Source organism: Vibrio sp. K4, assembly GCF_051122595.1.
GTDB classification, from domain to species: Bacteria; Pseudomonadota; Gammaproteobacteria; order Enterobacterales; family Vibrionaceae; genus Vibrio; species Vibrio owensii.
Genome location: NZ_CP178577.1, coordinates 3,155,209 through 3,167,263, shown reverse-complemented (window position 1 = coordinate 3,167,263; position 12,055 = coordinate 3,155,209). Strand labels below are relative to the sequence as shown.

The following is a 12,055-nucleotide window of genomic DNA, read 5'->3' as shown; positions in this document are numbered from 1 at the left end:
CGACTCCTTAGTTCGTAGAGAACTCGATTTCCTGAGAAAGACGAGAGCTAACCGCTTGGCCATCAACCATTTTTGGTTTGAAAGTCCACTTTGATACAGTTTTCTTCGCCGCTTTACCCAAGCCCAACTTACGTGGAGATTCTTTTAAGACTTTGACGTCTTGTACGCCACCACGTTCGTTAACCGTAAACTCTACGAGTACGATACCTTTTTCTAATCCCGATCTCGCTGCTTTACGAGGCATTTGAGGCTGGAAAGTCGCAAGAGGAACTGGGCCTCCGCTACCTGCCAACTTAGCACCACCACCTTGGGTGTAGTGTCCAAGTACTGAACCACCGGTTACGTTAACTGGAAGATCAAGTTTTGGCATGTCCATTGGGATTTGATCCATCACCGGTTTTACTGTTGCCGTTACCTTCATTTCTGGAGGTGGTGGCGGACGCTTCGGTGGTGGCGGTTTCGGAAGTTCGCGTTTTTTCTCCTGTATTTTTTCGTCCGGTTTAATGCGAATGAATTCAACCATACGTAGGTCATCATTCGACACTAGCTCGTGGCGCTCTTTGTTTACTAGCTTGTCCATCCCCCAGAACAATCCGAGGGAGACAATGAGCGCCAGTGCAATTGAGGCCAGATACCGCATAGGCTTAATCCTTATTGGTTGCGGCAATGGAGATGCTTTCTACACCTGCCATCTTAATCTGGTCCATAACCTTCACGACTACGCCAGCGTTAGCTTCTGTATCCGCTTGGATAACAACCGCGCCATCTGGGCTTTCTGCACGTAGACGTTCGATGTTGGCACGTACGGCGTCAACTTCAATACGACGTTTATCAACCCAAACATCACCCGCAGCACCGATGGCAACCATGATGTTACCTTTCTTAACGGTTTGCGCTGAGCTCGCCGTCGGACGATTTACTTCAAGACCTGCTTCTTTAACAAACGATGTTGTTACGATAAAGAAGATCAACATGATGAACACGATGTCTAGCATCGGGGTCATATCGATAGCAGCTTCGTCGCTGCTGTCATTGCTATAGCGTCTCTTCATGACCTATACCTCTAATTCCGTTTACTCAGGCAATGTGCTTTAGCTTGTCTTCAAGCTTCTGCGTGGTGACTTTGGCTAAATGATCAAGACGTGTACTAAAGAAAAGTCCTGATAGTGAAGCCACCATTCCCGCTAGTGTTGGGATTGTTGCCTTTGAGATCCCCGAGGCCATTGCTCGAGGGCTTCCTGTTCCTGTTACCGCTAAGATGTCGAATACTTGAATCATGCCGACAACGGTGCCGAGCAAGCCAAGTAGGGGGCAAAGTGCAATCAATACTTTGACGACTGGCAGTCCCTTTTTATTCTCAATATCCTGACGAGAAACCATTTCTTGTCGGATCATCTTTGCGTTCCAGCTTTTATGTTCTGGACGCTCTTCCCAAAAGCTAACGGCTTTTTTCATTGCTTTTGGAGCGACGGCAGCGAAGTAAAACCAACGTTCTAGTAAGACTGCCCATAACATGAAGCTGAGGATAAAGATGGCGACAAGTACATCACCACCCATTCCCAAGAAGCGTCTGATTGATTCAAGTTCTCCAACTAACCACCACATAACGCCTCCTTAGCTTTCGGCTTTATGTAGTTTTTCCTGATAGCGAGCGATGAAGCCTGCACTCTGTTCTTCAAGAGTTTGAACCAAACGACGACCTTTACTGTGTACGATTGTGTACAGGAACAGCAGAGGAATTGCGACAACCAGACCAAGCATCGTAGTAACAAGTGCTTCTGAGATACCGCCAGCCATTAGCTTCGGATCACCTGTACCAAATAGTGTGATTGCTTGGAACGTACCGATCATACCCATAACCGTACCTAGTAGACCTAGAAGAGGTGCTACAGAAGCGAACAGTTTGATTGAGCTGATAAAGCGTTCAATGCTCGGTGCGTTACGTAGGATGATTTCGTCCAGCTTCGCTTCAAGATCTTCAAGGTTGTCACCTTTATGTTCTTGGTAAGCTTGGATAACTTCACCCAATGGGTTGCCAGGGATAACAGTGTCAGATTTCGCTTGTTTGCGCATTTTGCCACCGATAACTAATAGGCGTAGGTAACAAACTAGAGCGATAAGTGCACCAATTGCACCCATACCTAGGATGACGTAACCAACGATACCACCTTGGTCAATACGCTCCTGAACAGTAGGGCTTTGTACTAATAGAGACAGAATCACACCACGAGATGGGTCAATAAACAGTGGTTCGTATGTGCCGTCTGCTGATTCAAAACCACCCACTAGACGAGTGATGTTTTTGCTTGGTTGACGTGATAGCTCTTCGAACTTACCTGTTTGAGGTACGTAAGTTACGTATTTGCCATCTGCGATTGCGTTAAACTCACCCACTAGGGTTACGTCACGGACCGCTTCTTTACCTTCACCGTATACAACGGTTGCTGGTGCTGTTGTTGTATCGCCTGAAGCTACGACTTGTTGTAGGATCGTGTGCCAAAATGCTTCAAGTTCTTGCGTTGATGGCAGTTCTTTACTTTCTGCTAGTTTAGACAGTAGAGCATCACGCTCAGGGAAAAGAACGGCGTTTTGCGAAGCGGCAAATAGACCTTTAAATTCTCCAGCATACTGGCGAACCACACCAAACATCTCACCTAAAGTACCTGAACGAACGCGAAGTGTTTCTGTCAGTTCGGTTAGCTGTTTGTCGTTTTCGTCAAACGTGGCTTTTAGTTCATCACCAAGTGCTTGTTGCGCTGCAAGTTCTGCACGAGCTTTTTCAAGAAGTGCAGCTTGTTGGTCACGGTTGTTTTTGAACTCAGCTTCACGAGCTTTGTTCTCTTTTGATTCAACGATACTTTCTGATTTTACGTTTTTCAGTAGCTCAGATAGGTTCTGAGGTGCTTCAGCTTGCGCACCAGAAATCATGAATAAGCTCGCTAGCAAACCAGCGGCTAGAGTTTTGAATCCTTTCATTTCTTATTCCTCCCCAGCAAATACAGGCAGTTTGATCAGCGCTGGTGGCGCTTGTTTCTTAGCGATACGAAGGCCTTGCTGTACAGCGATACGGTAGTTTTCAGGTAGTGATTCCCATTGACGAGTTTGTTGGTTCCACATGCCTGTTTCACCGCCATCCGGAGATTGGAATAGAAGCGCAGTACGACCAATACGTAGGAAGTCGTAAGTCACGGTTTCACCGTTGCGCTCTAGGCTAGCTTTGTAAGATTCAATTGAGCGAGAGAAGCCTTCTTCGATTTGGTAGGCTTCCATCACTTTACGGAATTTCTCTGAAGTTGTTACGTCTGCACGATCCATTAGGTCACGTAACTCAACAACACGTTTAGTACGCTCTTCTTTTTGGAATGGTAGATCCAGAGTAACGAATTCATCTAGGGCATCGATCATTTTTAGCGTAAGAGGCACAACCTCTGTTGCTGTTTGGTCGATTTGAGCAATCTGGCTGTTCAATGAATCCAGCTCTCCCTGCTGAGATTGAACCATGCGGTTGATTTGCTCATTGTAGACTTTCATGCTGTCGATCTGACGCAGTAGGCCTTTGTATTCAGCCAACATGCCTTCAGTGCTTTCAGCATAGGTGTCGATTTTTTGTTGTGAAGCCTGAGAAGACTTCGTTGTCTTTGCTTGGTTAGCGACAACGGTACCAGAGTCCGCAGCAACAGCTGCTCCACTTACCGTTAGTATCGCGGCAGTAACTGCACTTACGCCAAATTCCTTTAACGTCATAGTTGCATCCTTGTCAGTGTATAAAAGTCAGTCGAGAGGGGCGCAGGAAAAGCTCCTGCGCCAAAGGTTTTAATTAAAAGTTTTGAGAGTATTTCACGAAGTAAACGCGGCCTTGAATGCTGTATAGGTCAGCATCGTAAGTCACACCATCAGACTCAAACGCTGGGTCTTCATCGGTAAGGTTACGTACACCTGCAGTGAACTTCGCATCCCATGGAGCTAGGTAGTTGTATGCTACGTTCCAGATTGTTTGCGATGGGATGTTACCTGTCTTGTTGTAGTTCTCATCAACGTCTTGTGCTTGTGACGCGATGTAGTCTGCTGATAGGTAAACATCGTGCTCTTCTAGGAAGTTAAGACCAACACCCGTGTTGAAACGGTACTCAGGTAGACCATTACGGCCAACTTGGTTGTTCACTGGACCATTCACGTATTCAGGTGCGCTGTAGTCAAGAACATAGCTACCCATGAAGTCGTAACGTAGAACGGCTGAGTCGAAGTCGTAACGGTAGCCAACTTTCAGGTCAAGACCAGAAGTATCTAGAGTACCTAAGTTTTCTAGGCCTGCTGTTGCGTGTGTAATACGTCCTGTTGCATCACGGTCGATGTTCGGGTTAGCAACACCACTGCTACGCTCTTGGTCGATCATGCTTTGTAGAGAGTTAAGCGTGATTACGTCATCGATACTGATGTTGTAGTAATCAAGTGTCAGATCTAGATCTTCGATTGGTGAGTAACTTACACCGAAGTTAAATGACACAGATGTTTCAGCATCTAGATCTTCGTTTGATGTACGAGTTACGTCGTACTGAGTTTCTGGACAGTCTGCGTCAGAGATGCCGTTTGCTTGACAGTAAACGTAATCTTTTGCGCTATCTGCAGAGAAGCTATCCGCACCGTAAAGGTTTGCTAATGTTGGCGCACGGAAGCCCATACCCGCACCTGTACGGAACATTAGGTTATCAAGAGGTTGGTAACGGAATGATGCTTTTGGTGAAATCTCACTACCAAAGTCACTGTAGTGGTCGTAACGTGCCGCAATGTTCATCTCTAGCTCGTCGGTAAACGCGATCAGAGACTCTGCGTAAAGCGCGTAAGTTTCACGGTCACCACCTGCTGAGTTACCAGAACTACCGATGATGTTACCTGCTTCACTTTGTGGATCGTATTTGTCAAAGTAATCGTAAGTTGTGAACTCTGCACCAACATACACAGGGATGGTAACGTCACCGATTTCTGCTAGGTCAAACTGAAGACCACCGTAGAAGTTGTGCATTTCCATTTGTGTTTCGCGGCTTGTTCCGGCTGATAGGTCGCTCGTTGCATCAGCACTGAACTCGCCGTTTACAAACTCGCCTGAGTTCGCTAGCTGTTCAGCCGGTGAGCGGAACACGTAACCTGTACCAATTTCGTTACTGTTCGAGAAGTTAAGCTGGTAACCCGTTTCCCAAACCACATCACCGAAGCTATCTGTGTAAAGTGTGCCGTCTAGGCCTGCCTTCAAATCAGCTTGGAAGTCAGTTACGTTATTGTCACGTGTACCTACGTTGTTGAAACGGTAGTAAACACGAGCTGGGCCTGCTGCTGGATCTAGACCATTCTCTGTGAAGAAATCAGAACCACCAGATGTTGTTGGGTCAACTTCAAACCAACCTGCTGCAGGAGCGTAACGACCGAAGCTTTCGTTGCGGTTCAAAAGCACTTGTGCATTGAACGTTGTGTCGTCATTTAGGAAAATATTACCGTTAACAAAAACAGTATTACGCTCTAGTGAAGCAGTTTGTGCCGCTTCTGCCGTGTAGTCGTAACCACAGATATCACCCAGACCAGGGTAGTTAGTTAGACCAACAAAGCCTTTTGATGAATCACAAGTTGCGTCTGTGTCGTAACCTTTCAGCGCCTTCAGCTCACCGTTATGGTAAACGTTTCGGCCGTAGATACTTACACCAGACATATCAAAGTAGTTGTCTGCACCAGTATTGGTTGAGCTTAGGTAGTCACGATCACGTTGGTAGATTTCGTCTTTACTATCATGCTCAAACGAGAACATGATGTTGCCTTTCTCGCCACTTGTACCCATCACGAAAGCAACATTCTGCTCATCGCCGCCTTCTTGGCTAGGGATACCTGAGCCAACCGTAACGTTGATGCCGTCGAACTCATCTTTCAAGATGATGTTCACTACACCTGCAACAGCATCTGAACCGTATACAGCAGAACCGCCGTCGGCCATTACTTCAACACGTTCTACGATTGCAGAAGGGATTACGTTGATGTTGGCAGCACCGCCACCCATAGCTGCTGAGCCAGGAAGACGTTTGCCGTTAATTAGAACTAGAGTACGTTCAGAACCTAGACCTCGTAGAGAGATGGTTGCTTGGCTTTGTGCCGAGCTGCCTGAACGTTCGCTGTGTGAACCAAAAGAGTTAAATGAAGATTTACGTAGTACATCAGCGATAGATACATCACCAGCTCGTTCAATTTCTGCACGGCCGATAACAGCTACTGGGGTGCTTCCTTCCATAGACGCTCGCGTTAGACGCGAACCAGTAACTTTCATTTTTTGTAGTTTTTCAACTTGCTGCTCTTCTGCCTGCGCTGCTAGAGGGGCCACTGCTGCCGTCCCCAGTGCAAGGCTGATCGCAACAGATAAAGCGGTTGTGTTTTTATACATCCTTGTTGCTCCGATTATTATTATTCCTATGTCTGGCCATAACGGCCAATTATGACGTTAATATTTCGTTAACGTTCCGGACATGTATACCTGAGATGAAAAAAGGAAGTCAAACCAGTGGTAAACAGAGATAAAGAAATGTAAAAAAGATGTAAAAAACCAAAAGTGACATAAATCACAGAATAATTTACTGCATGACGTTTATAAATTGAGATTAAATTTTAATAAAACACCGTATTTTGTGTTTCTTGTAAAGTCTAATGACTTATATCGCCTATGCTTTTTATGTGGGCGATTGGCACTGAATTTAAACGTTAATCTAGATGATTGTTCTGCTTGAGGGTTTTTATGGAATGCTGGGCATGTTAACTCGATCGCACAAGGTGGTATCAGAATATGATACCCACCGTTGTAAAAGGGCTCACTCGTATTTTGAGGTCAAATGGTAGTGGGGGTGTTTTGTCTAATTATTCTGCATATATGCATGTTTATATAGGGTTTTGGCTCTAAAGTGCCTAGATTGATATTCTGTATGAATTGGTTTTGTGGTTTTTTATAATTATTTACAAAAACATTTCTGTTTTTGGACATCGGAGGAAGTTTGTCATGTTTTGGATTCAAACACTTGAAGCTTACTTGGATTCAAGATAAATATGACGCTGAAATTATTGCAGTAGTGGAAAAAACTAGCTTTTGAAACTCAGGGAGTGTGTTTCAACAGCTTTAGTTACTACGGGATAGAGATGCACCATTTTGGGCCGGAATTCTCCTCTCCAAACCCGCCTAATAATGGACAGTAGACAAGGAGCAAGTTGTATATGCTGTCGTACTTTTTACGCCGTTTAGCGTTGGTTATTCCAACGTTTCTCGGGATTACCATTCTTATCTTTGCTATCACTCGATTCGTGCCTGGTGGCCCGGTAGAGCGCATGCTCTCACAAATGCAGGCGCAAGGTGATGGTGCCGCGTCTATGACATCAGCTGGTGGTAACACCGCCTTATCTGATGACCAAATTGCAGAGCTAAACGCTTTTTACGGATTGGATAAACCCGTGATGGAAGCCTACGTAGAATGGTTAAGCCGTTTGGTGACGTTAGATTTAGGTGAATCGACTCGATACTACGAGCCTGTATCTGACATGATTGCAGAGCGCTTACCGGTGTCTTTGTTTTATGGCGGAATGACCTTCTTTATCAGTTACTTTATTTCGATTCCGCTCGGCTACTATAAAGCGCTCAAACACGGCTCCGTATTTGATTCCGCTTCTTCTATCCTCATCTTTGTTGGGTACGCACTGCCCGGATACGTAGTTGGTGTTCTACTGATTACCTTGTTCAGTTATCACCTAGAATGGTTCCCAATGGGGGGCTTTGTCGGAGACGACTTTGATGACTATGAAACCTTCTTTGAGCGCGCAAAAGACATCATGTGGCACGCAGTATTGCCTTTGATCTGTTACCTCATTGGTGACTTTGCAACGCTAACGATGACAATGAAAAATAACTTAATGGAAAACCTGTCATCCGATTACATCCGTACCGCGATTGCTAAAGGTCTGCCATTTAAGAAAGCAGTGCGTAAACATGCTCTGCGTAACAGCTTGATTCCGATTGCTTCTCACTTTGGTAACTCGCTGTTGTTCTTCATGACGGGCGCTTTTCTTATTGAAGTAATTTTTAACATTGATGGTATCGGTCTGCTTGGCTATGAATCTATCATGGAGCGTGATTACCCAGTGGTAATGGGTATCGTGGCTATCAATGCGGTATTGCTACTTATCGGTAATATCATTTCAGATATCTGTGTTGCTTTAGTCGACCCACGTGTGAAGTTTGGAGCGTAATATGATTAAAGTTAGCCCGTTAACTCAAAAGAAAATCCGTCACTTTAAAGAAATCAAACGTGGTTACTGGTCGTTTTTGATCTTATCAACCATGTTGATCTTGTCTCTCTTTGCTGAACTGTTGATCAACAGTAAAGCTTTGGTCGTTAAATACGATGGCAGCTATTACTTTCCGGTCGTAAGCGATGTGCGTTTGGGGAGCGAGTTTGGTCAAGCGTCTTCAAGTGAAGCGGATTACCGAGAGCTGCAGAAAGTATTTGAAGCGGAAGGTGGCGATAACTTCGTTATTCTACCGATTGTTCCTTGGAACCCATACGAGCAAGACTTTAGCGGTGATTTCCCACCGACAGCGCCAAGCGCCGAAGATAAGCACTACCTAGGCACTGATGTAATTGGTCGAGACATCTTAGCTCGATTGGTTTACGGCTTCCGTACTGCGATGGGATTTGCGCTACTTACCATGGCGATCTCGTACGCGATTGGTACGGCCGTTGGCTGTGCGATGGGTTTCTGGGGCGGCAAGTTCGACTTGTTTGTTCAACGCTTGATCGAGGTCTGGTCAATGGTGCCTTTCTTATACGTCATCATGATCCTCGTCTCGATAGTGCAACCAACCTTTACTCTGTTCGTCGGTATTAACGTACTCTTTGGGTGGATGGGGATGACCTGGTACATGCGAACCATGACCTACAAGGAGTCGGCGCGTGAATACGTAATGGCAGCGCGTGCATTAGGTGCATCAACTGGGCGTATCTTGTTTAACCACATCCTGCCAAACACCATGGTAATGATCGTGACACTCGCACCGTTTACCATTGCAGCCAACATCACCGCTCTGACCGCTCTTGATTACCTAGGTCTTGGTTTGATGCCACCAACGCCAAGTTGGGGTGAGTTACTACAACAAGGTAAGTCAAACTTAGACTCGCCATGGATTGTTTCTTCAGTAGTCAGCTCTATCGTACTGGTATTGGTGATGGTGACCTTCATCGGTGAAGCGATCCGAGCGGCATTCGACCCGAAAAAATTCACACGCTATGTTTAAGCAAGCATTGTGAGCAAAACATAAAAAAGGGAAGTTTTATGAAAAAATTATTACTAGCGTCAACGCTGAGCGCCCTGAGTTTTGGTGCGATGTCAGCAACGCTTCCGACTGACTTAAACTGGCAAACAAACTGGGATGAGCCTCAATACGGCTCTCCTGAAGCAAAACGTGGTGGTACTTTCCGAGCGTACATGTCGAGCTTTCCGCAGACTTTGCGCAGCGTTGGTCCTGATGCCAACTCTGGTTTGCGTTCTTATATCTTGGATGAAACTCCGGGTTTGGTGGTACGTCACCCAGATACTCTAGAATTCATCCCAGAGTTAGCGAATGAGTGGGCGTTAGCGGGTGATAACAAAACCGTTTATTTCAAACTGAATCCAGAAGCAAAATGGTCGGATGGTAAACCTGTTACTGCCGACGACTTTGTCTTTATGTTGAAGTTCTATCGCTCGAAAGACATTCTCGAGCCTTGGTACAACGATTACTACAACAAGACTGTTGAAGATGTAATTAAGTTCGATGACCTAACATTTGCGGTGAAAGCAGCGAAAGAACTTAACCCTGAAGAACTGTTATTAAGAATGGGGGCGCTGCGTCCTCGTCCTGCTCACTTCTATGCCAATCCTAAGAAAGATGAAAACGGCGATGGTATTCATGATGACTTCGTTCGTTACTACAACTTCAAAAGTGAGCCAACCACGAGCGCTTACTATCTAGCTGATATCAAAAAAGGTAAGAGTGTTACCTTTAAGCACGTTGGCGAAGATTGGTGGGGGTACACCAATAAGTACTATGAAAATCGTTATAACGTCGACAAGATTCGTATCACGGTTATTCGTGACAACGACATTGCTAAGAAGCACTTTGAAAAAGGTAGCCTAGATTCCTTTGGCTTGGTTTTACCTAACCTTTGGCACGACAAGTCTGATACTGCGCCTTACCAAAAGGGCTACATTCAGAAGTTTTGGGGCTACAACCAATACCCTGTAGGCGCTGGCGGCGTTTGGATGAATACCGCCATGCCATTATTGGATGACTTAAACATTCGTAAAGGCATCACTTACGCGATCGATTTTGATGGCATGATCGAAAACATCATGCGTGGTGACTACAGTCGTAAACCTAACCCAACAGGCTACGGGCATGGTAAGTACACCCTGCCAGATGCGAAAGCACCAAAGTTTGATCCAGAAAAAGCGGCAGAAGCGTTTGCTGCTGCTGGTTTCGATAAGATTGGTTCCGACGGTATCCGTGTTAACGACAAAGGCCAGCGTTTAAGCTTCGAGCTGACCTACGCAACGCCAGTGCACACGCCTCGTATCGCATTTGTGCGTGAACAAGCGAAGTTGGCCGGTTTGGACATCGAACTTAAGCTGATCGATGGCTCATCAATGTTTAAATACGTACGTGAGAAAAAGCACGATTTAGCGTTCCTTGATATGGGCACTTCTGAGATCCCAACGTATTGGGAATACTTCCACTCAGTGAATGCCAATAAGCCACAAACTAACTCTTTCACGAACTACAGCACACCAGAGCTTGATGAGAAAATCATTGAGTACCGTTTCAACATGGACATGGAGAAGAAGATCCAACTAGGTCATGAAATCCAACGTGACATCATTGATGCACATGTGATTGTTCCGGGCTACATGGTGCCTTATGTTCGTTACGGCCATTGGCGTTGGTTGAAATTGCCAGAGAAACCAATGAACCGTATGACCGAAGCGCTATTTAGTGGCGGCATTATTGGTGATGGTACTTACTGGATTGATAAAGACATCAAGAAAGAAACCCAAAAGGCAATGAAGTCGGGTAAGACTTTTGAACCGGTTGTTGTCGTTGATGACACGTACAAGTTGTAAGGATGTGTTATGGAAAACGATGTAATCCTGAGTGTTAAAGATCTAGAAGTTGAGTTCACTACTGATGACGGCCCTGTGAAAGTACTGCATGGCGTGAACTTTGATGTTCGCGCTGGGCGTACCCTTGGTCTTGTGGGCGAATCCGGTAGTGGCAAGAGTGTAACCTCCATGTCCATCATGGGTTTGTTGCCGAAACCTTACGGTAATATCGTCAATGGTGAGATTGATTACCGCGGCACGAACTTGGTCACGCTACCAGCAGAAGAAATGTACGCCATGCGCGGTGACCGCATTTCAATTATCTTCCAGGACCCAATGACGGCGCTGAACCCAGTGCATTCTATTGGTCGTCAGCTTTGCGAAGTGCTTGAGCTGCACCGTCCTGAGTTGGATAAAAAAGCGCGCGAATCTTACGCCGTTGAAATGTTGGCGAAAGTGAAAATTCCGATGCCGGAAAAACGCTTGAACGAGTACCCGCATAATCTATCCGGCGGCATGCGCCAGCGTGTGATGATTGCGATGGCACTGGCGTGTAAACCCGACATTCTAATCTGTGATGAGCCAACCACTGCACTGGATGTAACGGTTCAGGCGTCTATTCTTGAACTAATGAACGAGCTTCAAGAAGAAACGGGCATGGCGATGATCTTCATCACTCACGATCTTGGTGTGGTTGCTGAAGTGTGTGATGACGTAGCCGTGATGTATGGCGGTCGTATTGTTGAAAAGGCCGAGATTTTCGAGCTTTTTGATAACCCACAGCACCCATATACAGAGCGTTTAATGGGCTTGATGCCAAGCTTAGATAATGAGCCTAAGCAGATGATCGACATTAAACCGATCGATGCCAGTATGTTTGCTAGCTAACTGGTGCAAAGTGAAC

Annotated in this window: 10 protein-coding genes; 4 read left to right on the top strand and 6 right to left on the bottom strand. The window is 45.7% G+C overall.

All coding sequences use genetic code 11. The features are described from left to right. Nucleotides 1-7: 7 nt before the first annotated feature. The 6 genes from ACLIIY_RS14275 to ACLIIY_RS14250 all read right to left on the bottom strand — a co-directional run bounded on the left by ACLIIY_RS14275 (nucleotide 8) and on the right by ACLIIY_RS14250 (nucleotide 6,418). Nucleotides 8-640, bottom strand: coding sequence for an energy transducer TonB (locus ACLIIY_RS14275; RefSeq protein WP_005394943.1), 633 nt, complete (start codon nucleotides 638-640; stop codon nucleotides 8-10). A gap of 4 nt (nucleotides 641-644) precedes the next feature. Beyond that, complete coding sequence (locus ACLIIY_RS14270; RefSeq protein ID WP_005430119.1) at nucleotides 645-1,052, bottom strand: ExbD/TolR family protein; 408 nt, start codon at nucleotides 1,050-1,052, stop codon at nucleotides 645-647. Nucleotides 1,053-1,077: 25 nt separating this feature from the next. Then, nucleotides 1,078-1,605 carry a MotA/TolQ/ExbB proton channel family protein gene (locus ACLIIY_RS14265; protein ID WP_434527795.1) on the bottom strand — a complete coding sequence of 176 codons (528 nt, stop codon included), beginning with the start codon at nucleotides 1,603-1,605 and terminating at the stop codon, nucleotides 1,078-1,080. Nucleotides 1,606-1,614: 9 nt separating this feature from the next. Further along, nucleotides 1,615-2,976 carry a MotA/TolQ/ExbB proton channel family protein gene (locus ACLIIY_RS14260; RefSeq protein WP_005434439.1) on the bottom strand — a complete coding sequence of 454 codons (1,362 nt, stop codon included), beginning with the start codon at nucleotides 2,974-2,976 and terminating at the stop codon, nucleotides 1,615-1,617. A gap of 3 nt (nucleotides 2,977-2,979) precedes the next feature. Further along, entirely contained in the window at nucleotides 2,980-3,744 is a 765-nt protein-coding gene (locus ACLIIY_RS14255) for a DUF3450 domain-containing protein (protein WP_005434436.1), read from the bottom strand. A 73-nt stretch (nucleotides 3,745-3,817) separates the two neighbouring features. After that, nucleotides 3,818-6,418, bottom strand: coding sequence for a TonB-dependent receptor plug domain-containing protein (locus ACLIIY_RS14250; protein ID WP_054823132.1), 2,601 nt, complete (start codon nucleotides 6,416-6,418; stop codon nucleotides 3,818-3,820). An 818-nt stretch (nucleotides 6,419-7,236) separates the two neighbouring features. Here ACLIIY_RS14250 and ACLIIY_RS14245 point away from each other — a divergent pair. Genes ACLIIY_RS14245 through ACLIIY_RS14230 form a run of 4 tightly spaced genes read left to right on the top strand, consistent with a single transcriptional unit; the run spans nucleotide 7,237 to nucleotide 12,039 of the window. After that, the gene (locus ACLIIY_RS14245) at nucleotides 7,237-8,262 is read left to right on the top strand and encodes an ABC transporter permease subunit (RefSeq protein ID WP_005434432.1); all 1,026 of its coding nucleotides are present in this window, start codon (nucleotides 7,237-7,239) and stop codon (nucleotides 8,260-8,262) included. A gap of 1 nt (nucleotide 8,263) precedes the next feature. After that, nucleotides 8,264-9,307: an ABC transporter permease gene (locus tag ACLIIY_RS14240; RefSeq protein ID WP_005434430.1), complete on the top strand. Its 1,044-nt coding sequence runs from the start codon at nucleotides 8,264-8,266 to the stop codon at nucleotides 9,305-9,307. 38 nt (nucleotides 9,308-9,345) lie between these two features. Continuing rightward, complete coding sequence (locus tag ACLIIY_RS14235; RefSeq protein WP_434527794.1) at nucleotides 9,346-11,172, top strand: extracellular solute-binding protein; 1,827 nt, start codon at nucleotides 9,346-9,348, stop codon at nucleotides 11,170-11,172. Between the two features lie 9 nt (nucleotides 11,173-11,181). Further along, on the top strand, nucleotides 11,182-12,039 hold the full coding sequence (locus ACLIIY_RS14230; RefSeq protein ID WP_009707949.1) for an ABC transporter ATP-binding protein: 858 nt from the start codon (nucleotides 11,182-11,184) through the stop codon (nucleotides 12,037-12,039). Nucleotides 12,040-12,055 lie beyond the last annotated feature (16 nt).

Excerpts from the sequence above, each read along its gene's own strand:
- ACLIIY_RS14275 (WP_005394943.1), bottom strand. The coding sequence starts at position 640 with ATGCGGTATCTGGCCTCAATTGCACTGGCGCTCATTGTCTCCCTCGGA.
- ACLIIY_RS14270 (WP_005430119.1), bottom strand. The coding sequence starts at position 1,052 with ATGAAGAGACGCTATAGCAATGACAGCAGCGACGAAGCTGCTATCGAT.
- ACLIIY_RS14265 (WP_434527795.1), bottom strand. The coding sequence starts at position 1,605 with ATGTGGTGGTTAGTTGGAGAACTTGAATCAATCAGACGCTTCTTGGGA.
- ACLIIY_RS14260 (WP_005434439.1), bottom strand. The coding sequence starts at position 2,976 with ATGAAAGGATTCAAAACTCTAGCCGCTGGTTTGCTAGCGAGCTTATTC.
- ACLIIY_RS14255 (WP_005434436.1), bottom strand. The coding sequence starts at position 3,744 with ATGACGTTAAAGGAATTTGGCGTAAGTGCAGTTACTGCCGCGATACTA.
- ACLIIY_RS14250 (WP_054823132.1), bottom strand. The coding sequence starts at position 6,418 with ATGTATAAAAACACAACCGCTTTATCTGTTGCGATCAGCCTTGCACTG.
- ACLIIY_RS14245 (WP_005434432.1), top strand. The coding sequence starts at position 7,237 with ATGCTGTCGTACTTTTTACGCCGTTTAGCGTTGGTTATTCCAACGTTT.
- ACLIIY_RS14240 (WP_005434430.1), top strand. The coding sequence starts at position 8,264 with ATGATTAAAGTTAGCCCGTTAACTCAAAAGAAAATCCGTCACTTTAAA.
- ACLIIY_RS14235 (WP_434527794.1), top strand. The coding sequence starts at position 9,346 with ATGAAAAAATTATTACTAGCGTCAACGCTGAGCGCCCTGAGTTTTGGT.
- ACLIIY_RS14230 (WP_009707949.1), top strand. The coding sequence starts at position 11,182 with ATGGAAAACGATGTAATCCTGAGTGTTAAAGATCTAGAAGTTGAGTTC.